Origin of the sequence: Sulfurimonas sp. (assembly GCF_041583195.1) — a bacterium.
In the GTDB taxonomy this organism is placed as follows: Bacteria; Campylobacterota; Campylobacteria; order Campylobacterales; family Sulfurimonadaceae; genus Sulfurimonas.
On sequence record NZ_JBFHGL010000003.1, the window covers coordinates 57,158 to 80,049 of the forward strand.

Sequence of the window (22,892 nt, forward strand, 5' to 3'; positions counted from 1 at the left end):
TCTTTACCACTCATCGTTGCTAAACAAACCGTTTGTAACGGCATCGCTATCAAGTAAAAACAGAGCATTTTTTACCACTTTGTCATCTTTGTTTAAACCGCCGAATATTTGAAAGTAAGAGCCCATATTAACGGCTTGAATTTCTATAGGTTCATAAAAGTCTCCATTTTTTATAAACACATAGTCTTTATTGCTTTTTGTAATTACTGCCTCTTTTGGCAGTGTCAACATCTCTTTAGCTTTATCTGCAAAGATAACTTTTCCAAACATATTATTAAACAGTTTGTCTTGTATGTTTGAAACTTCTACCCTTACATCAAAAGTAAGCTCTTTAGGGTTTATGTTTTTATATATTTTAGATACTTTTGCTGAAAATCGTTGAGCAAGTCCATCTATGTGGAAAGAGGTATCCATCCCTTTATAGATAAAGTCGATATCTTTTTGATATACCTTGACCATAAGCCACATTGTTGAGGTATCTGCTATTTTATAAAGAACTTTTCCACTTTTTATAAATGAGCCATTATTAATGTTTTTTTCTATAACAACACCTGAATATTTAGATAAAAAGTCAAAGTTTTCCGCACTTTTTAAGCTTTTTGGGTCTATGTCATATAAAGATAGTTTTTTGTTTATTGTGCTTTGTAGACTTTTATCGAGATGTTTTAAAGATGATAACTCTTTTTTAAGATTGTATATCTCTTTTGAGTATACTCTAAATAGTGCTTGACCTTTTACTATGTTCTCATAAGTATCATCAACATAAAGATCTTCTACAAAGCCGTCAAAACGTGTTGTAATATCGTATATCTTCTTCTGGTTATATTGTATAGTTCCATAAAACTCTTTTGTATTTTGTTTTGTTTGAACCTTTGGAGATATACTAACTATATTAAACTTTTGCTCAAAAGTTTTTCCATGTAGATTGTAAAACAATAATAAAATCAATAAAAAAGTTTTCATAGTTTACTCTTTCTCGTAATATAGTCTATTTCTAAACGACTTAGATCTATTTGCTCTAGTAATTGAACTTTCCTAATCTCAAAATCAATCTTTTTGTTTCTGTTTTCAATTATTTGAGGTGTATTTGACACATCATTAAAATTATTGTTGCTATATGAGAGTTCAGAGTCTAAACTCTCTATAACCAAAGTAATGTCATTTAGAGAATTTTTTAAAAAAAGTGTTTTCGACTTATAGTTTTCGTATTTCATTTTTACTTTTCTTAAAAAATCATCTTCAGCAAATGTACTTTTTCTAAATAACTCATTAGTTTTTATAACTTTTTCCTCTTCGGTACCATATATAGGTAAAGGAATAGCTATACCTACATTTACATAATTATCAAAACTCTCTCTTCTGTTATATGAAAAATTAAATGTAAAGTTTGGTGACTCTTCTAATTTTGCATATGTGACTTGCTCTTTAGCAATATTTTTATCCATCTCATAAGCTTTATATTTAGGTGTGAGTTCAAACTCTTCTTGATCATTCAGATTATTTAGATCGTCATTAAATATATTATACTGCTCGCCTAATATATATGAAAATCTGTTTTGTAGATTATCTATCTTTGTAAGCAGGTTATATTTTTGCTCTTTGGCTTTATATATTTTTTCATCAGCTTTTGACAAAAGGGATATATTTGTCATTGAACTGGTTGTATTTATAAAGTATTTTTTCAAAGTATTTAGATTTAAGATCTTTTTATCAAGCAAAGATAGAATCTCTTTACTCTTTATGATCTGTATATTTATTTGACGCAATTGTTTTAAAAGATCATAATAAAGGTCCTCTAAAACAAAGTTCTCTTTTTGAAGTGCATAAAGGGCTATCGACTTTTTAGAATCTATTTTATCACCATCCTCAATCTCTTGTGATATAGCAATATATTGAGTCTGCATAGGTTCTAGGTCAAACTTGTTATATTTGTCTTTTGAGAGCATAATATCGTTGACTCCAAAACTAAGCTTTGGATTTTTGTAGTTAGTTTGTATCGATATATCTTTTTGTTTAGCAGATACAATAGATTTTTGAGCCTGAATCAAGCTGGAATTTTTCTCTAATTGAATTAACAATTCATCTAGAGAGTCTCCAAAAATATTTACTGCTAAAAATATAAAAAATAAGCCTTTATACAACATTTTAAACCCTTTAGTGATTCATATGACCCTCATCGTCATTCATATCCATCATATGTGATCCACCTACATTTATACTGTTTCTATATTTATGTTGTTTGCCGTCTTTGTCTGTAACATACATCATATACTGCCATGTACCGTTCATAGTGAAGTTAGCATCGCATTCATATTTTTTTTCAGTTTTTTTACAAATGTCTTTAGTTTCCATATAAGGCATTCCCGGCATTTCAGGCATGAAAAACTTAATTCTCATATCTTTAACGTCATGCATACCTTTAGAACCATCCATCATATTTATATGGAACTTATTAGCCCCAAGTGTAAGGTTTTTCTCACTAGAGAGATGTAAGTCCATTCCTCCTACATTACACATCTGTGAAAAACCCGCTGCAAATGTAACTGCTGCTAGAGATATAACTCCTAAAACTACCTTTTTCATTTCTTACTCCTAAAGTTAATATTGTGTAAGTATAAAGTATTCAATGTGTAGAAATCGTGTATAGTTTTTGGAACCAATTTTATTAAGTAATATATGTAATTTATTTTTAGATATAATCAATTGAATGATAAAAATTATTTATAAAATTGGATAAAAAGATTTACAATGAAAGATATAGAAATAGCACATCAGGCACAAATGATTCCCATTGTTGACTTAGTAGAAAAAAAGTTCAATATACCTAAACAAGATATAGAACCGTATGGTCATTACAAAGGTAAAATTTCACTTGAATACATCGAAAAACTTTCACATAAAAAAAGTCACGGTAAACTTATTTTAGTTACTGCTATAAATCCAACACCTGCAGGTGAGGGGAAAACAACTACGACAGTCGGTCTTGGTGATGCACTTAATTCACTTGGAAAAAAATCAATTATATGTTTAAGGGAACCATCTCTTGGTCCTGTATTTGGACTAAAAGGCGGAGCAGCAGGCGGTGGTTATTCTCAGGTTGTACCAATGGAGGATATTAACCTTCATTTTACAGGGGATTTTCATGCAATTGCTGCGGCACATAATCTTCTTTCGGCTATGATAGATAATCATATAAATCATGGAAATGCACTAAATATTGATATTAGAAGAGTAAAGTGGAAGCGTGTAGTAGACATGAATGATCGGGCCCTTAGAAAAATAACGGTAGGTCAAGGCGGACCTGCAAATGGTTATCTAAGAGAAGATGGATTTGATATTGTTGTTGCATCTGAAGTTATGGCCATTTTATGTTTAGCAATAAATCGTGCCGATTTAAAAGAAAGGCTAGGGCGAATTATAATTGGATACAGACAAGATGATGCTACTCCTGTATTCGCAAGTGATCTAAAAGCTCATGGTGCGATGGCTGCTATTTTAAAAGATGCCATCAAACCAAATGTTGTTCAAACTTTAGAAAACAATATAGCTTTTATTCACGGTGGACCATTTGCAAATATAGCTCACGGCTGTAATTCTGTAATAGCTACAGATATGGCTATGAAACTTGCTGATTATACAGTAACTGAAGCTGGATTTGGAGCAGATCTTGGAGCTGAAAAGTTTATAAATATAAAGTGTAGAAGCTCTAAAATAGAACCATCAGCAATAGTTTTAGTAGCAACTATTAGAGCATTGAAATATCATGGAAATGTAGAACTTGATCATCTTAATAAAGAGAACTTAAAAGCATTAAATAAAGGTTTTGAGAACCTAAAACGACATATTAAAAATATACAAAAACATTATGGCTTACAGCCAGTTGTTTCAATTAATCATTTCACATTTGATACAGATGAGGAGATTCAACTTATACAAAATAGATGTAAAGAGATGGGAGTTAAGTGTGTCATTGCAAAGCATTGGGCAAATGGCTCTAAGGGAGCAGAAGGACTTGCAAAAGAAGTTTTAAATAGTATTGAAAATGATAAAAATGAATTTAAATTTCTTTATGATGACAAGACACCTTTATGGGACAAAATAAATACAGTAGCAACAAAAATATATAAAGCTAAAGGGATAACTGCTAGTGCGAAAATAAAAGCGGAGATTGAAAAACTTCAACAAACTCACGGCTCACTGCCAATATGTATGGCTAAAACACAGATGTCATTTTCTACAGACCCGTTAAAAAGAGGCGCTCCTAAAAACCATACTGTAGATATTACAGATGTAAAACTGGAAAATGGTGCGGGTTTTATTGTTGCAATAGCAGGGAATATTATGACAATGCCGGGACTACCAAAAATTCCTACAGCTGAAAAAATAGATATTGATAATGACGGTGAAATTACAGGATTATTTTAATAGTAGCTGCATATATCCAATAATGATGATATAGATAGGATATTTGGTATATATGTTTTGAAAGAAATATTTGAACACAGTTAGTTTAGTTTATAAGCTTACTTTATTTAAAATTTAAAAGTTTTTTAGCATTACTTATTGATAATCCTGACTTTGAACAAGCAATATTAAATAACTCATTGTTATTTAAAAGTCTGGTTAATACATTTAATTTAATTAGCGTAGATATATTTATTGAATTAATTGGCATATAGTCTCCTTATATTTTTTATTTTTGATTGGTTGCGGAAGTTGGATTTGAACCAACGGCCTTTGGGTTATGAGCCCAACGAGCTACCGAACTGCTCTATTCCGCGATAAGATTTTTTGTATATATTATTTGGAGATATTTAGATTTGGACAGAGGAGTCTCTGTCCGTTGATACTCTTAAAGAGCAGAAACGTTTTCAGCCTGTGGGCCTTTTTCACCCTGACCAATTTCAAAACTAACTTTTTGACCGTCATTAAGAGAAACACGTTCATTTCCATTACTGTTAATTTGACGATAGTGTACGAATACATCTTTACCGCCGTTTTCTGGTTCGATAAAACCGAAACCTTTTTCACTGTTGAACCATTTTACTGTTCCGTTTATTTGAGTTGCCATTGCAATTCCTTTAGTTATTAATACATATCATTACTGAAATGCTCAAAATTATAATGTGGAGTGTTGTTCTGTTGGGAGGTTAATACTGTAAACTGTAAGTAAGCAATAAAAATCTTGCCTTAGATGAAACTCTAAATCATCATTCGATTTGGAAAGTATAGCTGAATTGATATGTAATAGCAAGCTTTAAAAAAATAAATGTTTTATTTCGTATTTTAAAAAGTACATTATTTACTAGATAAGTTTTAATAAGTCATTATCTAAGTAATATTTATTTAACCATTTACTTTAAAGGTTTAAATGCTATACTCCCATAGAGCCTATTTTTATCTTTTTTGATTTAAAACTTAATTAATATTTTCTGCAGCTCAGTCCTTTGGAGCTGCTATATGAAAAAACAACCTACTACTGAAATTGACTCTAGTGAGATAGATGACTATCTTAAACAAGCAAATCACTATAACAATAATAACGATTATAAAAATGCACTTTTATATTTAAAAAAAGCAGTTAAATTAAATGACAAATGTTATATTTGCTATCACAATATAGCTAATATATATGATAAACTTAATAAGTTTGAACTTAGTCTTTTTTACTTACAAAAGGCAATAAAAATAAACCCTGATTTTTCTGACGCTCTTTTTTCAATGGCACAATGCTATAGAAAAATGAAGAATGAAAATAAAATGCTCGAGTATCTTAATAAAACACTAGAAAAGACACCTGAACATCCAGGAGCGAATCATCTTTTAGCATCGACAAATAAAGAAACAAGTAGCCAATACTCTTCTGAGTATGCAGAAGATTTGTTTGACCGCTATGCTGATCATTTTGAAAACCATCTAGTAAATTCTCTGCAATACAAAGTACCATCTATTATAAAAGAAAAACTACAATCTTTAAATCCTCCAAAAGATTCAAAAATCTTAGATTTAGGGTGTGGTACGGGACTGTTAGGAAAAGCTATTATAGATATGTTTCCTAATATAGTCGGTGTAGATATATCTACCAACATGATAAAAGAAACAAGAAAAAAAGATATTTACACTACACTTTACATAGATGATATTCATGATTTTCTCTTAGAAAATGTAAAAGAGTTTGATCTAATTTTAGCGGCAGATGTTTTCATATATATTGGAGATTTGCAAGTTGTCTTTTCTAGTGTGAGAAAGTGCCTAAATGATAACGGCTATTTTATATTTACTATTGAACTCTCCACAGAAGTTAATACATCAGACCATAAACTGGCAAAAAGCGGAAGGTTTTCTCATACTATGGAATATATAGAGTCCTTATGTAAAGAGGTCGGGTTTGATGTTCTAGATAAAGAGGAGATTATACTAAGACAAGAGAATCAAATTGGTCAAAAAGGGGCAGTCTTTACATTAAAGAACCTATCTGTTCGATAAAGTTTAATATGCCTTGATTTTTATATTGGAACGTAAAGTAAATATATTAGCTGTACGTGTTACTCAAAGCCTTAGAAATATTTGAATGCTATAAAAAGCTGAGTTTCACTAACTCTTGCTACAATTACAATAATATTTTAGAATAAAAGCTATAAATAGTGTAATTTATGGAGTTGTAGGATGCAGATAAGAGTTTATTATGAAGATACAGATACAGGTGGTATAGTATACCATTCAAACTATTTAAACTTTTGTGAACGTGCAAGGAGTGAAGTTTTTTTTAGTCGCGGTATGACACCTGAACTTGAAAATGGACATTTCGTAGCTAGAAAGATAGTAGCTGATTATTATAGACCTGCAAAACTTGGAGATGTTTTAGATGTTAAAACAGAACTACTAGAGATGAAAAACGCATCTTTTTCGTTAAAACAAACGGTATATAAAGATGATGTTAAACTTTTTGAACTTGTGATCACGTTAGCCTACATAGATTTTGAAGGACGTGCACAAAAGCTAAACGAGGTAAAAGAATTTTTATTAGAATTATTCTAGTTTTGAAATATACTTTATAAACCTCGTTTTAGATGGTTGCAGTAACTCTATAGGGTACTGCATCTGATTATCAACTACCTTTATTTTGTATTGTCTATCCTGTTTTGTAATTAGGTTAAAAAAGTAATCTATTCCTACAGTAGTAGTATAGTTAATCCAATCATACACTATATCGTTTCCTAAAAGAGCATTTGTTTCTGTAAATATAGAGTTATTCTCTGTAATAGAGTTTGCTATAACCATATTTTCTCTGTCTTCATACTGTGTAAGTGACAAGATCAAAGGATCGTAGTTTATTTGAGTAGATAATACATTTGTCGCATTTGTATCGTACATTGTAAGTTGAGAGATGATCATTGAGCTTTTTACAATAGGTGTATTTACAATAAATGATCCCTCTTTGATAGCTTCGTTTTCAGAAAGTTGCTCTTCTAAGTTTGTAGTTCGTCTAGGTATTGAAAATTTTACTATACTGCGATTATCATCATAAGCTACTACTTCTGTTTGTTGTTCATCTTCAGAGTCATTAAACTCTGTTGGTTGAACATCTTTATACATATACTTTGTCTCTTGATATTCGGCAAGTTTTTTACCTGTTGAAGACTGATCGTAAAAAACTACTAGAGGGGATACAGCTTCTTTTAAAAGCATATCACTTTGAGCTTTGTAGTCAATTCCTCCAAAATACACATTCTGTAAGCTGGAATTTGTATCTTTTTTATGTATAGTCGGAAAGTATACATTTTCATACGGTCTTAATGATATAAGAGTTTCTGCACCTTCTTTTGTAAAAGGGGCAATGATATATCCAAAGCCGTCTTTTTGAATTTGAGTTAGTGCTTCTTGAATATCTTCTTTACTTTCATTATCAATGTTATATGTTTTTAGATCGAAGTTCTGATTTCTGGCTATAAGATATGCAAAAGATGCATTAGTTGTAGATGCTGCGTAACGACCTATTTTTTTATGAGGTAAAAGAAGTGCGATTTTAAGTCTGTCACTAACTTGTGAACCAAGATTTAATATAGATATGCTCATCATCCTTACTTCATCTTGAGCAGGATCATCAAGTTTAGTTTGTGCATGAGCTAAAAATGATAAGATCATATCGTTATCAAGCAATTCTTGAAGACAATCTTCATTACACGGATAAGGATCCAGGTTTTGAATATATGTTTTAGGCAGAGGTATGTTAGATATTAAATAGCTCTGTGCATTAAGTATTACAGATAAAAATGTAATTATTAAAAATATTATTTTCATAAACAGCTCTTTATAGTTATAAGGTCATTATATGTTGTTTTTTTGCTCTCAGGATTTCTAAGCAAGAAACTTGGATGATGAATAGGAACTAGTTTATATTCTCTAAAATCAATTACATGTCCCCTGACATTTTCAAAGTCTTCATCAACTCCCGTTATTTTAGCATATGCTTCTTTACCTAAAGTAACAATTACTTTAGGTTTTATAAATTCTATTTGTGAAAAAAGATAATTTTTACAAGATTCCCATTCAGACTGAGAAGGCTTATTTGCGTTTAAAGGCTTACATTTGACGGCATGTGTGTAGAAAATATTCTCAGTCGTAAGTTCTAGTACGTTTTCTATCATTTTTTTTAAAATTTCACCGCTTCTTCCGGAGTAATAAGAGTTCAGTTTATCGTCGTTTTGAGACACACTGTAGTCTACTATCATAAGATCTGCATCTTTGTTTCCAAATCCAGGCATACTTTGAGAACGTGATTTACTTAAATCACAAAGATGACATAAAGATATGTTCTGATACAATTGAGAAATATTTAACGGTTTTTCATTATGTGAATTTGAATTAATTGAAAAAGGATCGGTATATTCATAGCCCAGAGCTTTTAAACGATAGAGGTTTTGTAAAAGTGCCAGGTTTTGATAAGAATCCAAATATTCACCTTCATATATAGTTTGAACTGTAATTATAATAGGAATTGTTTTGCATAAAGATAAAAATAAAACACTTGATATAAAAGAATATCTATTAGAATCATCATCGGAAGTTGAAAAGACTGTTAGAGAAATTTCTGAACTAGACTGTAAGCATATGTTAATTCATGTGTATTCAATAATACATAACACTGTATTGGTTCAAAATTTAAAGCAGGAACTTTCAAAAAGAGTTGAAAATGCCGAAGTCGTGTTGTTAAAACATAATGATAGGACAAAAACTAGGGTAGTTGTATACGGCTACTATATGGATAGTACAGAAAATGATCTGCAAAGTAATATATTAAACACTTTAAATGATAATAACTATAAACTAGCAGAAGAGTTAAAGCAATGTAAAACAGAGTTCTTAAGTAGATACTTTACAGATAACCTGACTCATCTTCCAAACCTTTATAAACTAAGAAAAGACTTGGGAGACAGTGAAGAGAGTACTTTAATAAATATAATTGTAGATGACTTTAGTACGATTAATAACTTTTACGGCTTTATAGTAGGGGATTATGTATTAGAGCAAATAGGTAAATTTTTAGAAGAAAACATTAAAGACCAAGTTTACAGAATCTCAGGTACTGAGTTTGCAGTTCTTATAGAAAAAAATTTGACTTTTTATGATTTAAAACAATATTTAGAAGAACTGTATAAAAAGATCAATTTTATTCAAGTAGATTATCAAGGTTCACAGATCGCTATGAGTTTAACACTCTCATCAAGTGCAAGTTCTACAAATGAAAATATGTTTGCTAAAGTTTCTATGGCTTTAAAATATGCACGAGATAATCAACTACCGTTTTGGATATATGAAGACAGCATGAGACTTGAAAATCAGTATGAGCAAAATTTAGATGTATCTGCAAAAGTTAGACATGCTGTTGAAAATTCAAAAATAATTCCATATTTTCAACCCATAGTAGACAATAAAACAGGGAAAATTGTTAAATATGAATGTTTAGCAAGACTGCTTGACGAGTCTGACAATGTAGTTAGTCCTGCTCTGTTTATACCTTTATCAAAAAGAATTAAAGTATATAATTTAATAACAAAAATCATAATAGATAAGTCTTTTGAAGTCTTTAAAGACAATAATTATGACTTTAGCATAAACTTATCTATTGATGATGTTATGAATACGGAAATCTTCAAGTTTATAATAGATAAGTTAGAAGCTTCAGATGCTTCAGATAGGGTTACTTTTGAGATTGTTGAATCCGAAGCTATTGTTGATTTTACAAAAGTATCAAAGTTTATAAATCAGGTAAAAAGACATGGCGCAAAAATAGCTATTGATGATTTTGGAGACGGGTATTCTAACTTCTCATATCTTATAAAAATGGACGTTGATTTTATAAAAATAGACGGTTCTTTGATCAGCAATATAGATGTAGATGTAAATTCACGTTTAGTAGTTGAGACAATAGTTGATTTTGCTAAAAAACTAAACATAAAAACAATAGCTGAATATGTTCATTCAAGCACAGTATCGGATAAAGTTAAAGAGCTTGGAATTGATTATTCACAAGGTTATTATATAGATAAACCTTCTTTAAATATACAAAGCTGATTTTTACCATTTTCTTTCGCTTTGTACAGTGCTTTATCGGCTCTATTTAGGGCACTGTCAATATTCTTGTCATCTTTTAAAACATTATCTACACCTAAACTAATGGTAAATTTTATTTTTAGGTTTTTGTCTATAGTCACTATTTCATTTTCAACTATAGCTCTAAGTTTCGATGCTATATTCGTCGCACCCTTTGAGTCTGTATGTGGGAGAAGAACTATAAACTCTTCACCGCCGAATCTTGCTATTATGTCACTCTCTCTGGTATGCGTTGTTAAAATATTTGATAGGCTTTTTATAACTTCATCTCCGACAGCATGACCATGAGTATCATTTATTTGTTTAAAATTATCAATATCAAGCATTATGATTCCAATATCAGTTTTTTCTCTTTTTGAAATGGTTAAAAGATTAGAAGCTACATCATATAAATATCTTCTGTTGTATAGATTAGTTAAAGGATCCCTGTTAGCTTGTTCAACGAGTTTATCCTGCAGTGCTTTTAGCTCTTTGTTTGCAAGTGATAGCCTTCTGTATGCGTAAATACCTATAGCTGCTAATATTGTAGCAATTACTAAGATTTTTATAATAAGACTATAGTCAGTGCCTTTTTCATATTTAATAGCTATATACCTATTTAATATATCTTGATGTTTACGACTTGATATACTCTGAATAGATTTTTCGAAAATATTTTGAAGTATAGGTTCATCGTTTCTAGTACCTATGCCAAGTTCCCATTTTTCATCAAATTTACCTGTGATTTTTAACTCACCCATGAAGTTTTTTTGAAAAGCATAACCTACACTTGCCAGCGTGCCGATAAAACCATATAGTTCACCGTTTATAACTTTTTGCAAACCGTCATTTATATTTTTTACGTCTACTACTTTTATATTTTTGTACTTTTGTCTTATGATTTCGTTAAATGCATAACCTTTTACAATACCTATTCTTTGATCTTCTATATTTCTCATATCATTTATAAACGGTACATGCATATTTGTCGCAAGAACTAAAGGTATACTCAAATACGGAGAGGTAAAATTCATATATTCTTTGCGTTCAGGTGTTTCCATAGCTAAAGAATAGATATCACAACCTCTTGTTTTAGCAATTTGTATTGATTCCGTCCAGGTGCTTGATGGTACTACTTTTATAGGTATGCCTATTTTACTTTCAAACAACTTGAAATATTCAGCAGTCATGCCAATATGCTTTCCATTTTGATCAAATTTTTCATATGGCATCCAATTTGGATCGATACACATCTTAATAACTTTTTTATTTTTAAGATATTGATGTTGTTCTTTTGTAAAAACAAGCTCTTTTGTATTTGTCTTTGAAAACCATTTTTTTTGAATGTCCAGTTTTTCAGTTGTGGTTAAATTATCATATGCTTTATTTAAAATACTTATTAGTTCAGGAGAAGTTTTATGTGCTACAAAATATAGGTACTTTTTCTTATATGCTTGATCTTCAATATATCCGCCATGTTTGACATTTGTAATAATATTCTCACTCATCAGAAACTTGATTGTATTAATGTTGTCTACAATAGCATCAACTTTATTCATTGATAGAGCTTCTAGCATACTCAAGCTATTTGGTAGTTCTATTATAGTGGCATTTGGGTACTTCTTTTTTAAAGTTTTAACAATATCCCAATCTTTTCCTGTTGCAATAGTTTTACCGTCTAAATCTTCACTTGAGTGTATACTGTTTTCGTCTGTTCTTATAATATAGGAGTTTTTATATGGCATATATGGAGCTGAAAAAAGATATTTATTATCTCTTGATTTATTCCATGCCATAGTATGCATCAGATCTATTTTGTTGTTGTTAAATTTTTCTAAAAGCTCACTCCAAGAAGGAGCGTTTATAAACTTAACTTTTATTCCGGATTTTTCAGCTAGTTTTTTTATTAGATCTACAGAGTATCCTCTGGCTACTCCATTTCTATTATAGTCACATGGAGCCCAATCACTTTGATTGCTGACTTTTACTACAGAGTGTTGCTTGATCCAGTCTTTTTCTTTTTTTGTCAGATTGAGTTGATCGGCTAGTATAAAGTTATTAAATATTAAAAAGTAAGTAGTAAAAACTAAAATGTATTTCATATAAATTTAAATATCCCCTTCTTAAATATCCCCATATTTGTTTAATTATATCATTTTAGATAAAAACTAAGTTTAAAATAATGTGATATTTGAATAATTAACATAAATGTTATTGTTAATGTTACTTAAGTTAAAAGATGTGATCGTTAAAAAAACGTATTGAGATAAAATGTGATAGTTGTTAAAAAAAGCCCTAAGAGTAGGGCTTTAAAATATAAGGAGTGTTATTCAGCTACTTCAACAGTTACAGGAGTTGATTCCCAAACACCGTGTTTAGTACAGTATGCATGAGCAACTAAGTCTAGTTTTTTACCCATTGGACGGATATTAAAAGTTACAGTTGTATGAGACTTTTCATTTCCTAATGTACCTGCTACGAAGTCAGCACGTGCTAAAAGAGTTTCACCATTGTAAAGTGCGATGTTAGCAATGTAGTGATCAAAGTCATCTGGGTGAGTGTACTCTTCTCCCATTTTTACAGTTACAGCGAACATTTCACCTTTTTTTGCACTTGAATCACAGTGAATAAACGGTGAGTGACGGTCAATATAATCTTTTTTAGCTTCTCTTTCTACAGTGTCGATGTCAACGTATTTGTTAATCTTTGGCATTTTTTATTCCTTTGAAGTTTAAATTTATTCAATATTGTATCTTGAAATATATTTGATAAAGTTAAATAAGAGTTTATTTCTCTTATTTAAGTTATTTTTAAATTATATAATCTCAGCTCCACAAAATATTTTTGCATTTCCCTTGTCTAGGGCATATTTAACTTTATATTTTTTATCAAGTATCTTATTGTAGCTAGGATCATTAAGTCCTGAATCAAGTTCTACTTTCATAGTTTGTTGTTCAAGATCACTTGGCTTAATAGTTTTGTCTGCAAAATAAAATGCTATACCTGAAGTACTAGAGTCAAATATATAACCTTCCTCTTTTATATTGTTTGAGAGGTGAAAGATAGCTTTTAAAGGTGGTGTAATTACAGTTCTATTTTCTACCCTGTTATTTAGGACTGCTTGGAAACCGTCACTTAAATCTTTTAGTTTAGAACTTTCATCCATGATCTCATCAATTGTTTCATTTAATACTTTTGAAGTTGCTAAAGAGTGTGTTGAGAACTCTTTTATGTCACTTAAGCTGTTATGAACAGATTCGAGTTTAGTTGTTTGTGTATCGAATTTTTCTTCAAAGCTGTTTATCGAACTTACAGTCATTTCAAGAGTTTCCTCTATTGAGCTGAAGTTGTTCTCAAGCTGTTCAGTCTTTTCTCTAAGTTCCCCAAATATCTCTTTAGTAGATTCTGTATCACTTGTAACTTCACTAATACTTTGTTCGATGTTAGATATAACGCCTTTTATCTCAGTAGCACTTTTTTGAGATTTCTCAGCTAGTTTTCTAACTTCATCTGCAACAACGGCAAAACCGCGACCGTGTTCACCTGCACGAGCAGCTTCTATAGCAGCATTAAGTGCAAGCAGATTAGTTTGATCCGCTATATCTGAAATAGCAGCAATAGCATGTGAAACTTCAGCTGAAAGCGTTCTAAGGCCTTCAACCGAATCAGCTGTTTTTTCTATAGATTCATATACTTTATCAGTACTTTGCATGTTTGAGTTTAATACGTCTTTACCGTTTTCAACACTTTGGATAGATTTTTGAGAGTCATCTTTTAGAACATTCATCTGATCCATCAAATCCTGGTTTATTTGACTAACATCATTTATAGATTCTACAGATTTTGAAACTGCACTGTCTTGTTCATATATTTTTATAGAGTTTTCCTCAACTTTTACAGTTGCATATGAAGCATTAAACGTTATCTCTTTTGATTTTTGAACAACATTATGAATTACAGGCTGCAATGCTTTAGCAGTTTTATCAAGGTGTCTTATGATTCTGTCTAGTTCATTGTTTGTTGAACCCTGCTGTGTAACTTCACCTTTAAGATCCTCTTCTAAAACAAAGTTTCCTCTTTCTATTTTAAAAATTATATTTAATATTTTTGATACTCTTTTTGAGATCTCATAATGGAAAAACAACTGAACGGCAAGTAGAACTAAAAAGATGTTTAAAAACCAGTTCAAAAGCAGTGTATAAAGATTAAAGTCAAGTGCATCGTTGTAATCAACCAGATCAATTTTTACATTTTCAGCAGCTATAACTTCACCTGTGTTCCAAGTAGGGTGACACATCTTACATCTGTCTTCCGCAATTATTGGTCTTGCAAGTATATAAAAGTCTTTATTGTCCTCTTTTATAAACTTTTCTTTTTGTTTTATATCCTTATTTTCAGAAAAATAGTCTATTAAAGTTTCTTCATAATCTACAGCCTTGTTTGTTTCCAGCATAGGGTGCTTTGAAGCTTGTTTAAAAAATACCTTTCCCTCTGAAACATCTGTGAATTTTTCAAATACTTCATTTTGTATAACCTGAGGAATTTCCGGTGATTCACCACTGAAAAACTTTTCATTTCTACTATTTAACAATACGCCTGCAAAATTAAGAATTGATTCTGCTTGAGATTTTAAATTATTGTCTAGTGTATGTTTATTTTCAGTGTAAAGTTTTAAATATGCAGCTGTTGTAATTGTAACGATTGTTAAAAAAATTATTATTGAAAAAGCTGTACTTATTTTAAATTTTCTTAGTTGTTTTAACATGTTGATACTCTTTATTGTTAGTGTTAATTTTGGTTGGAATATTACCATTTTATTACTTTTGGTTTCATTAATAGTATTCAATACAGCATTTTTTAACCATAATATGGGTAAAATCCCGAATATTTAATTATTAAAGAGATATCTATGTTAAAACCACTTTTGATTGAGGTTGGAGTTGAAGAACTCCCGGCCGTTCCACTTTTAAAACAGCTAAAAGAAGTTGAAAAGAAATATGTTGAGATCTTAGAAGAATATTCACTTCTGTGTGAGTTTGAATTTTATTATACGCCAAGACGTTTGGTTTTATGGCATCCAGAATTCAAATTATCACAAGATGATTCAGTAGAAGAGTTTTTCGGAGCACCTGTAGCAGTAGCTTTTAAAGATGGAGAGCCTACACCGGCAGCATTAGGGTTTGCTAAAAAGTGTGGTGTTAGCATAGATGAACTTGGACGTAGTGAAAAAAACGGCAAAGAGGTACTTTACTACAAAAAGGATGTTAAAGGGCAGGAGTCTAAAACACTTTTAAATGAGATTATAACTAAGTGGATTATGTCACTGGATTTTGGTAAGTCTATGAGATGGTCAAGTAATTCTGAGAGTTTCATTCGTCCGATTCGTTGGTTAAACGTAATGCTTGGAGATGATCTGGTTGATGCAGAACTATTTGGCGTAAAATCTGAAAAACATACATTTGTACACCGTATAAGCAATTTTAACGCACTAAATGTAGATGGTGCAAAAGAGTATTTTAACACTTTAAAAGAGGGTGGTGTTACACTTTATCAAGATGAAAGACGTAAAAGTATTTTAGATGCATTTAAGAAGTTAGAAAATGAAAACGGTGTTGTAATAGAGATTGATGAAGATCTTTTAGATGAAGTTGTTGCTATTACTGAAAATCCAACGCCTCTTTTAGGTAGTTTTGATGAGGAATTCTTGACTCTGCCACCTGAAGTTATTATAACGTCTATGAAAGAACACCAACGCTATTTTCCTGTATTTAAAGATAACAAACTTATAAATAAGTTCTGTGTAGTATCAAACGCTCTAACAGATGATTTTTCAGATGTTGTAGAAGGGAATGAGAGAGTTCTTCGTCCACGTCTTGCAGATGGACTGTTCTTTTGGGAGAATGACCTTAAAAATGGACTAAGTACAGAGGGGCTTGAAAAAGTTGCTTTCTTTAAAGGTTTAGGAAGTGTTAAAGACAAGATAGAACGTGAGACTAAGATAGCAAACAAACTTTTTGAACTATACACGCCAAACGATAATAAAGATGATTTAAATACTGCTATATCTTTAGCTAAAGCTGATCTTATGAGTGAAATGGTTTATGAATTTACTGAACTTCAAGGTATTATGGGTGGTTACTACGCTCTTAAAGCAGGACATTCAAAAGCTGTAGCTACTGCAATAACTGAGCAGTATCTCCCTGAGGGTGAAGACTCTCTTTTACCATCAACTAAACTTAGTGCTATAGTAGCTATGAGTTTAAAGCTTGATACTTTAATAGCTCTATTTAGTATAAACCAGATCCCTACAGGTTCACGTGATCCATTTGCACTTCGCCGTGCTGTAAACGGGATCATCCGTATTACAAACGAATACGGTTTTGAATTTGATATAGTAGAAACAATAAAAGAGCTCTCAGCTGAATATGCAGAGTTCGACCTATCTAAGCTTGAAGCATTTATATTAGAGCGTGTGAAACAATACTATAAAGTTAATCCATCTATAGTAGAAGCTGTGCTTGCTTCAGGTGAGAGAGAACTTTTAGCTATCGCTAACAAGATTGATGCACTTAACAATATCGCAAACTCGGATAATTTTAAAGATGCAAGTTCAACTTTTAAAAGGGTTTCAAACATTACAAAAGATATCGATCTTTCTCAAGATATGAGTGTAGACGAATCTCTGTTTGAAGCTGAGGCTGAAAAAGTTTTACACGCTGAGTATAACAAAGTTATTTCTGAGACATATGAGAATTACGAGCAGGAATTGGATGCACTTCTTGGACTTAAACCAAGTCTTGATAAATTTTTTGAAGATGTAATGGTAAATGCTGAAGATGAAAAGGTTAAAAATAACCGTAAATCTTTAGTGGCAAATATATATAAAAGTATTCTAAACATTGCAGATATCAAAGAGGTATCTATCTAATATATGTATGATATAGCTATAGTTGGGGCTGGGATCAACGGTACCAGTGTAGCTTATGAATTTATACAAGCAGGCAAAAAAGTAATAGTGTTTGATAAAGATGCTATTGCAGCCGGAGGCAGCGGGGCAGCCGGTGCTTTTATATCTCCAAAGTTTTCAAAAGCTGGTGAGTTAAAAGAGTTGATTCATGATGCTTTTGTTTATTCTACAGATTTCTATGAGAAAAACTTCCCAAATATTTATAACAAAACAAGACTTATCCATATTGCAAAAGATGAAAAAGATGCAGAGGATCTAAAGTACTATAAAACACACACATCTCTAAAGCTATATGATCAGAACTCTGTTAATATCGATCAAGAATATGTATCGATCGATTCTGGCATAGTAGATGCAAAAAATATGTGCGAAGCTTTATGTGAAGGTGCAAAATTTAAACAAGAAAATATAAGCTCACTTGTATATGAAGATTCTTACTGGGTGTTAAACGATATTTACGCTGCAAAAGAAGTTGTTTTGGCAACTGGTGCATACAAATCACTGTTAAATGAACCTTGTATAAAATTGCGTGGAGTTTGGGGACACAGAATAGATATAAAAACAAGTACAAAAAATGAAAACTCCATTCATCATTTTGTATCTATGTCACCAAACAATGGCGGTGTAATGGCAATAGGTGCTACACATAATGTTCATTATCATCCAGAGACTTCTAAAGAGGAGTATGACCTAAGTTATGGCAGGGTAGAGCTGCTGGAGAAAGCCACACGTACACTTGACTTAACAGATGTAGAGATCATCAAAGATTATGTAGGGCTCAGAAGCGGTAGTTTTGATTATCTGCCTCTTCTAGGTCGTATAGTTAATTCACATGAGACACTAGAATGTGGTGAGAAAAATATACGTGTTAAAAAACCTGACTTTGAAAAATTTATATACTATCCGAACCTTTATATGATCAATGGAAATGGTGGTTACGGATTTGTTTTAGCCCCATATTTAGCTAAAAAATTAGCAGATTATATTTTAAAAGGTAAAAAGATAGAAGATATGTTAAGCCCTGCGAGATTTTTTGCCCGCTGGGTAAAAAGAGGCTAGTCTATACGCTTTATTTGAGGTGGGTTAGTCATAAACGCACCTTTAAAAGCATACGCACGTGTATCTTTCGCTTTTCCTTGAGCTAATGGATGTAAAAAGTATGATCTTTCTATACACTCATCTGCATTGTAGTTACGATCGTGTATAAATACGACCTCTTTTCCAAGCTCCTGTGCTTTTTGGGCAATAGCTTTTGCATAGTTAGATATTCCTATATGTTGAGGGTCATATTTGTGCCCGACACCCATAAATACAAACTTTCCACTTATTCTAATGTTTTGAACATCTTGATAGTTCATAGTTTTTTCAAAAATAGTAAGCTGACCTGAGTTATAAAGATCCAAATCAACTGCAAACTTATCTAAAATAGATGTAGTCTCAATGTTTGAAAGGTTTATGTTAAAAAGGTATTTAATCTCAATAAGTTTGCCTTTATACTCTTTTTTCGTAGCCTGATAAAGTAGGTTAGACATATCATCAAAGTTTAACTCAACAAACTCACCGTTAAATTCATAGCCTTGAGATGCCAGTGAGCTGTTAGTGTTATAACCTTCAGGGCTCATACAAGGGTTAAATAAAAATATAGTACCCGCTACGTGCTTTCTTTTTTTCTTTAGTTTTAACTCCAGATCTTTACTCGTGATCTTCTCATCGTCTTCATTTATGTATATGTAGTGTTCAACTAAAAATTCATCATCAAACTTTGTATCAAATCTTCCAAAAATCTGCATAAACTATCCTATTTGTTATTAAATGGAATTATAGCTAAAATTTCACTATGGATATTGGATTTATAATAAAAAAAACTATTACATTCTTTGTTGAGCCTATGGGTTTTATACTTCTTTTGTTCGCATTAGGGCTTTATTTCTTATATGTAGGCAAAAATAGATTTGCAAAAATACTACTGAGCGCTTCATTTGGCTTTTTATTTCTTTTTTCATACCCGCCTTTTTCAAATTTTCTTATTAAGCATATTGAAGAAAGGCATGAGAAATATGATTATTCTAAAAAAATAAAGTATATACATGTTCTTGGTGGTGGGCATACCATTGATGAAACACAACCTTTAAGTTCAAGTTTGTCTGATGCTTCAGTGAAAAGAGTATTAGAAGGAGTGATTATACATAAAAGAACTCCAAATTCAAAGATAATTTTTACAGGTTATGGTGGAAAGATAGGAGTTCCTGCAGCTATTACAAATACAAAATTAGCTTTAGAATTAGGAGTTAAAAAGGAAGACATCATAGTTGGTATTAAACCAAAAGATACTTATGAAGAAGCTGAGTTTTCTAAGAGCATAGTTGGGGAAAAAGAGTTTGTCCTTGTTACATCTGCTACACATATGCCAAGATCTATGATGTTATTTAAAAGTAATGGTATGAATCCAATAGCTGCTCCGACATACTTTAAAAAATCAGGTGAATACGAGTTTTTACAACCTCCAAGTACAACAAGTTTAGAGAGAAGTCGTATGGCTATACATGAATATTTAGGTATTTTATGGGCGAAAATCAGAGGTTAAGATAAAACTTTCTATCCTCCTTCGCAAACCTCTCGACAGCATACCTAAGCATCACTCTAGGCATCTTTTTAGCATGTTTATCTAAAAAGGTTTTTTCTAAAGCTTCATCTTTTTTACCAACCTCTCTTAACATCCATCCAACTGCTTTATGGATTAGATCCTCTTGATCGTTTAATAGCATCTCTGCGATCTTAAGCGTATGATCAAAGCTGTTTTGTTTTATAAAATAAAAGGTGCTTACAATGGCAATACGTCTCTCCCACAAAGAGTTTGAAAGTGCTAGTTTATATAGTGTTTCTTTATCTTTATCTTCTAAATATGAACCGACTATATGGTGAGCTGAACAGTCAACCAAATCCCAGTTATTTATATGCTTTGTATTTTTTAGATAGATATTATAGATATTATCTTTTTCTTTCTGGACAGCTTTTGAAAAACTGCCAACCATATAAAGTAGTGCAAAATGCCTAACTTCATGGTATTTTGAGCTTAATAACATTTCTATCTTAATCAGTGAAGCAGTTGGAAATTTTTTAATGGCTTTACGTATATCAGGAACTTTAATACCTAAAAAAATATCACCGTGAGAATACTGACCCTTGTTAGTTTTAAAAAAGCTTTTAGTGACCTTGGCAACTTCATCATTGGAAATTGACTTTAAATATTTTACTATCGTATCTTCACTCATTTTTAAAACCTTTTGAATTTAAACTTGATACAATAACATAAAAAAAGGTTTGATTTGCGATATTTAGTTTTATTTGTTTTAGTTTTAAGTTTTGTGGGTTGTAGTACCAGGTTTGTACATGAACAAAAAACTAAACCAAAGCAAGTAGCAAAAGTTAAAGAGCAAAAGGTTGAATTTATACCGTTTCAAGAGCCTGAAATAGTAGATTATAAGCCAATACCAAAACCAAAAATTCTTCCACCAAAGCCAAAAGAACTAACTAAAGCTCAGATACAATACAATAAACGCGTAACTTATGTACAAAAAAAAGCAGCACCTCACTGGGGTAAAAAAGCGCAAGTTGCTACTAAATACAACTATGTTAAATATGTAAAAGATTTTAAAGCACGTACGATAATTGACTTTGAAAACGGTGTAGTTAAAGTTGAAACAACAGATACACAAAATCCTATTAAAACTCTTCAAGAAGTTATATCAAGCTCACTTTTAAACCCTCAGAACCCTGAAGATGTGGATCTATTCTCAACAAGAAATGTAACTCATGTAGGTGTACCATTTTTACATGAGCGTGTTGTTGACTTTGATGGACAACCGATTCGTTGGCAGTGGAGGGCAGATCGTTTTGCAAAGCAGCTTATAGAAAGAAGTTTAAAAAAGCAAAGTATAAAAACAACTTCCGGATATAAAACGAATTACTATGTTACTTTTAAAATGAAGCAAGATAATTATTCAAACACTTCTGAATTAAACTATGCTTCAATTGTAAAAGAACAAGCAAAACGTTTTGGGCTTGAGAGTGCACTTATATTTGCACTTATTGAGACTGAGAGCCATTTTAACCCTTATGCTACAAGTGCAATTCCCGCATACGGACTTATGCAGGTCGTTCCAAATTCAGCAGGACGTGATGCTTGGAAGTTTTTGAAAAAAACAGATGGGAAACCGACTAGAAACTATCTTTTTAATGCTAGAAACAACATAGAGATGGGAAGTGCATATATGCATATTTTGCAAGAGCGTTATCTATCAAAAATAACAAATGATAGAAATCGAGAGCTATGTGCAATAGCTGCATACAATACGGGTAGCGGGAATGTTCTTGAGAGTTTTCATAAAAACAGAGACATTGCTGCTTCTAAAATAAACTCAATGTCACCAAGTTCAGTTTATAATCACCTTCGTAAACACTTGCCATATAAAGAGACGAGAGACTATATAAAGAAAGTTACAGAAGCTAAAAAACGCTATCTATAATTAATACATACTTGCCTGCTAGTTGATAGTTTTTTGGATTTTTTGGTTTTGGTTCATACGGATGAGTCCATTTTTCACCATCTAGAAGGTTAGCAAAAAATACAAAGTTATTATCTAAAAACTTGTTCAGTTCTTCACTCATACGTATACACCCGTGAGACTGAGGTTTTCCAAGAGTTTCTCTAAGACTGTGTGCGTGCATAGCTAGACTCAGTTTGTCTTTTATAAGTATCCATTTCTTTTTATCTTTGATCTTTTTACCGTCTTTATCAAACGAGTTATATCTAACGCTATCTTGAATTCCAAAGAAAAATACAAATCTACCTTTGTTTCCATATGGTTTTGTTGTATTCTCATCATTCATTTTACCATCAGAACGCCATCCACTTTTTATATCAAACAGCCCTGCGGGAGTTTTTACATAGTGGTCTTCACCAGTTTTAGTTTCAATCTCTCTATTAATATCACCGCTTGATATATAGTCAAAACCTATAGGAAAAAAATCTTTTTCATCGTTATCCCAGATTGTTAATACAAGAACTTGTTGAGATAGATCTACTAGGGCTACAAACTGTGTATAAGTAAAATTGTCTTGTTCTTTTAGTAAATGTATTTTTGCTTTATTGAAGTAGCTTTCAGAGAGATTAAATTTGTTAGGAGACTTTTTGTGATTTGAGTGTATAACGACTTTTTTATAGAAGTCTTTTTTGATATCTTCTAGATCGTAAGTGGATGCTTGTAGAAAAATCGATAACAATATTGAGATGGATAGTATTTTAATAAACAATCATAAACCCTGGTTTTAG

At 31.4% G+C, this 22,892-nt stretch carries 21 protein-coding genes and 1 tRNA gene; 8 read left to right on the forward strand and 14 right to left on the reverse strand.

Translation table 11 applies throughout. The features are described 5' to 3' along the window. Nucleotides 1-3 precede the first annotated feature (3 nt). The 3 genes from ABZA65_RS03670 to ABZA65_RS03680 are packed head-to-tail and all read right to left on the reverse strand — an operon-like array spanning nt 4 to nt 2,583. Nucleotides 4-963: an efflux RND transporter periplasmic adaptor subunit gene (locus ABZA65_RS03670; protein WP_373070720.1), complete on the reverse strand. Its 960-nt coding sequence runs from the start codon at nt 961-963 to the stop codon at nt 4-6. Then, nucleotides 960-2,144: a TolC family protein gene (locus tag ABZA65_RS03675; RefSeq protein WP_373070722.1), complete on the reverse strand. Its 1,185-nt coding sequence runs from the start codon at nt 2,142-2,144 to the stop codon at nt 960-962. The genes ABZA65_RS03670 and ABZA65_RS03675 overlap by 4 nt, the downstream gene beginning before the upstream one ends. A 10-nt stretch (nt 2,145-2,154) precedes the next feature. Next, nucleotides 2,155-2,583, reverse strand: coding sequence for a FixH family protein (locus ABZA65_RS03680; RefSeq protein ID WP_373070724.1), 429 nt, complete (start codon nt 2,581-2,583; stop codon nt 2,155-2,157). Between the two features lie 165 nt (nt 2,584-2,748). Between ABZA65_RS03680 and ABZA65_RS03685 the strand changes: the two genes are divergently transcribed. Further along, on the forward strand, nt 2,749-4,425 hold the full coding sequence (locus ABZA65_RS03685; protein ID WP_373070726.1) for a formate--tetrahydrofolate ligase: 1,677 nt from the start codon (nt 2,749-2,751) through the stop codon (nt 4,423-4,425). A gap of 103 nt (nt 4,426-4,528) precedes the next feature. Here the strand turns inward: ABZA65_RS03685 and ABZA65_RS03690 are convergent, their stop codons facing one another. The 3 genes from ABZA65_RS03690 to ABZA65_RS03700 all read right to left on the reverse strand — a co-directional run bounded on the left by ABZA65_RS03690 (nt 4,529) and on the right by ABZA65_RS03700 (nt 5,071). After that, nucleotides 4,529-4,675 carry a hypothetical protein gene (locus ABZA65_RS03690; protein WP_373070728.1) on the reverse strand — a complete coding sequence of 49 codons (147 nt, stop codon included), beginning with the start codon at nt 4,673-4,675 and terminating at the stop codon, nt 4,529-4,531. Nucleotides 4,676-4,704: 29 nt separating this feature from the next. Continuing rightward, nucleotides 4,705-4,781 (reverse strand) — tRNA-Met (locus tag ABZA65_RS03695). A 71-nt stretch (nt 4,782-4,852) separates the two neighbouring features. After that, entirely contained in the window at nt 4,853-5,071 is a 219-nt protein-coding gene (locus ABZA65_RS03700) for a cold-shock protein (RefSeq protein WP_373070730.1), read from the reverse strand. A 389-nt stretch (nt 5,072-5,460) separates the two neighbouring features. Between ABZA65_RS03700 and ABZA65_RS03705 the strand changes: the two genes are divergently transcribed. Further along, nucleotides 5,461-6,486, forward strand: a complete 1,026-nt coding sequence (locus ABZA65_RS03705) for a methyltransferase (RefSeq protein ID WP_373070732.1) — start codon at nt 5,461-5,463, stop codon at nt 6,484-6,486. Between the two features lie 180 nt (nt 6,487-6,666). Beyond that, complete coding sequence (locus tag ABZA65_RS03710) at nt 6,667-7,038, forward strand: YbgC/FadM family acyl-CoA thioesterase (protein ID WP_373070734.1); 372 nt, start codon at nt 6,667-6,669, stop codon at nt 7,036-7,038. Here ABZA65_RS03710 and ABZA65_RS03715 read toward each other — a convergent pair. Beyond that, complete coding sequence (locus tag ABZA65_RS03715; RefSeq protein ID WP_373070736.1) at nt 7,030-8,301, reverse strand: hypothetical protein; 1,272 nt, start codon at nt 8,299-8,301, stop codon at nt 7,030-7,032. The two genes, ABZA65_RS03710 and ABZA65_RS03715, sit on opposite strands and share 9 nt — an antisense overlap. Then, nucleotides 8,298-8,954, reverse strand: coding sequence for a uracil-DNA glycosylase (locus ABZA65_RS03720; RefSeq protein WP_373070738.1), 657 nt, complete (start codon nt 8,952-8,954; stop codon nt 8,298-8,300). Before ABZA65_RS03720 ends, ABZA65_RS03715 begins: the two co-directional genes overlap by 4 nt. Nucleotides 8,955-9,003: 49 nt before the next feature. Here ABZA65_RS03720 and ABZA65_RS03725 point away from each other — a divergent pair, with 49 nt between their 5' ends. Further along, on the forward strand, nt 9,004-10,575 hold the full coding sequence (locus ABZA65_RS03725; RefSeq protein WP_373070740.1) for an EAL domain-containing protein: 1,572 nt from the start codon (nt 9,004-9,006) through the stop codon (nt 10,573-10,575). Here ABZA65_RS03725 and ABZA65_RS03730 read toward each other — a convergent pair. From ABZA65_RS03730 to ABZA65_RS03740, 3 genes are all read right to left on the reverse strand, one after another. Beyond that, nucleotides 10,539-12,695 carry a diguanylate cyclase gene (locus ABZA65_RS03730; RefSeq protein WP_373070742.1) on the reverse strand — a complete coding sequence of 719 codons (2,157 nt, stop codon included), beginning with the start codon at nt 12,693-12,695 and terminating at the stop codon, nt 10,539-10,541. The genes ABZA65_RS03725 and ABZA65_RS03730 overlap by 37 nt on opposite strands. Nucleotides 12,696-12,919: 224 nt before the next feature. Continuing rightward, nucleotides 12,920-13,306 (reverse strand): class II SORL domain-containing protein, encoded by a 387-nt coding sequence (locus ABZA65_RS03735; protein WP_373070744.1) that lies wholly within the window; start codon nt 13,304-13,306, stop codon nt 12,920-12,922. A 102-nt stretch (nt 13,307-13,408) separates the two neighbouring features. After that, nucleotides 13,409-15,358 carry a methyl-accepting chemotaxis protein gene (locus tag ABZA65_RS03740; RefSeq protein WP_373070746.1) on the reverse strand — a complete coding sequence of 650 codons (1,950 nt, stop codon included), beginning with the start codon at nt 15,356-15,358 and terminating at the stop codon, nt 13,409-13,411. 144 nt (nt 15,359-15,502) lie between these two features. On the opposite strand from ABZA65_RS03740, the gene glyS reads away from it, so the two are divergent. Both glyS and ABZA65_RS03750 read left to right on the forward strand, forming a co-directional pair. Next, nucleotides 15,503-17,521, forward strand: a complete 2,019-nt coding sequence (glyS, locus tag ABZA65_RS03745) for a glycine--tRNA ligase subunit beta (RefSeq protein WP_373070748.1) — start codon at nt 15,503-15,505, stop codon at nt 17,519-17,521. Nucleotides 17,522-17,524: 3 nt separating this feature from the next. Beyond that, complete coding sequence (locus ABZA65_RS03750) at nt 17,525-18,619, forward strand: NAD(P)/FAD-dependent oxidoreductase (protein WP_373070750.1); 1,095 nt, start codon at nt 17,525-17,527, stop codon at nt 18,617-18,619. Here ABZA65_RS03750 and ABZA65_RS03755 read toward each other — a convergent pair. Then, nucleotides 18,616-19,350: a hypothetical protein gene (locus ABZA65_RS03755; RefSeq protein WP_373070752.1), complete on the reverse strand. Its 735-nt coding sequence runs from the start codon at nt 19,348-19,350 to the stop codon at nt 18,616-18,618. The genes ABZA65_RS03750 and ABZA65_RS03755 overlap by 4 nt on opposite strands. A 47-nt stretch (nt 19,351-19,397) precedes the next feature. On the opposite strand from ABZA65_RS03755, the gene ABZA65_RS03760 reads away from it, so the two are divergent. Continuing rightward, nucleotides 19,398-20,144: an ElyC/SanA/YdcF family protein gene (locus ABZA65_RS03760; protein WP_373070754.1), complete on the forward strand. Its 747-nt coding sequence runs from the start codon at nt 19,398-19,400 to the stop codon at nt 20,142-20,144. Here ABZA65_RS03760 and ABZA65_RS03765 read toward each other — a convergent pair. Continuing rightward, nucleotides 20,134-20,832, reverse strand: coding sequence for a DNA alkylation repair protein (locus tag ABZA65_RS03765; RefSeq protein WP_373070756.1), 699 nt, complete (start codon nt 20,830-20,832; stop codon nt 20,134-20,136). The genes ABZA65_RS03760 and ABZA65_RS03765 overlap by 11 nt on opposite strands. Before the next feature lie 54 nt (nt 20,833-20,886). Between ABZA65_RS03765 and ABZA65_RS03770 the strand changes: the two genes are divergently transcribed. After that, nucleotides 20,887-22,086, forward strand: coding sequence for a murein transglycosylase domain-containing protein (locus ABZA65_RS03770; RefSeq protein ID WP_373070758.1), 1,200 nt, complete (start codon nt 20,887-20,889; stop codon nt 22,084-22,086). Here the strand turns inward: ABZA65_RS03770 and ABZA65_RS03775 are convergent. Further along, entirely contained in the window at nt 22,067-22,873 is an 807-nt protein-coding gene (locus tag ABZA65_RS03775) for a L,D-transpeptidase (protein WP_373070760.1), read from the reverse strand. The genes ABZA65_RS03770 and ABZA65_RS03775 overlap by 20 nt on opposite strands. Nucleotides 22,874-22,892 lie beyond the last annotated feature (19 nt).

Coding starts and splice junctions, on each gene's coding strand:
- ABZA65_RS03670 (WP_373070720.1), bottom strand. CDS start 963: ATGAAAACTTTTTTATTGATTTTATTATTGTTTTACAATCTACATGGA.
- ABZA65_RS03675 (WP_373070722.1), bottom strand. CDS start 2,144: ATGTTGTATAAAGGCTTATTTTTTATATTTTTAGCAGTAAATATTTTT.
- ABZA65_RS03680 (WP_373070724.1), bottom strand. CDS start 2,583: ATGAAAAAGGTAGTTTTAGGAGTTATATCTCTAGCAGCAGTTACATTT.
- ABZA65_RS03685 (WP_373070726.1), top strand. CDS start 2,749: ATGAAAGATATAGAAATAGCACATCAGGCACAAATGATTCCCATTGTT.
- ABZA65_RS03690 (WP_373070728.1), bottom strand. CDS start 4,675: ATGCCAATTAATTCAATAAATATATCTACGCTAATTAAATTAAATGTA.
- ABZA65_RS03700 (WP_373070730.1), bottom strand. CDS start 5,071: ATGGCAACTCAAATAAACGGAACAGTAAAATGGTTCAACAGTGAAAAA.
- ABZA65_RS03705 (WP_373070732.1), top strand. CDS start 5,461: ATGAAAAAACAACCTACTACTGAAATTGACTCTAGTGAGATAGATGAC.
- ABZA65_RS03710 (WP_373070734.1), top strand. CDS start 6,667: ATGCAGATAAGAGTTTATTATGAAGATACAGATACAGGTGGTATAGTA.
- ABZA65_RS03715 (WP_373070736.1), bottom strand. CDS start 8,301: ATGAAAATAATATTTTTAATAATTACATTTTTATCTGTAATACTTAAT.
- ABZA65_RS03730 (WP_373070742.1), bottom strand. CDS start 12,695: ATGAAATACATTTTAGTTTTTACTACTTACTTTTTAATATTTAATAAC.
- ABZA65_RS03735 (WP_373070744.1), bottom strand. CDS start 13,306: ATGCCAAAGATTAACAAATACGTTGACATCGACACTGTAGAAAGAGAA.
- ABZA65_RS03740 (WP_373070746.1), bottom strand. CDS start 15,358: ATGTTAAAACAACTAAGAAAATTTAAAATAAGTACAGCTTTTTCAATA.
- glyS (WP_373070748.1), top strand. CDS start 15,503: ATGTTAAAACCACTTTTGATTGAGGTTGGAGTTGAAGAACTCCCGGCC.
- ABZA65_RS03750 (WP_373070750.1), top strand. CDS start 17,525: ATGTATGATATAGCTATAGTTGGGGCTGGGATCAACGGTACCAGTGTA.
- ABZA65_RS03755 (WP_373070752.1), bottom strand. CDS start 19,350: ATGCAGATTTTTGGAAGATTTGATACAAAGTTTGATGATGAATTTTTA.
- ABZA65_RS03760 (WP_373070754.1), top strand. CDS start 19,398: ATGGATATTGGATTTATAATAAAAAAAACTATTACATTCTTTGTTGAG.
- ABZA65_RS03765 (WP_373070756.1), bottom strand. CDS start 20,832: ATGAGTGAAGATACGATAGTAAAATATTTAAAGTCAATTTCCAATGAT.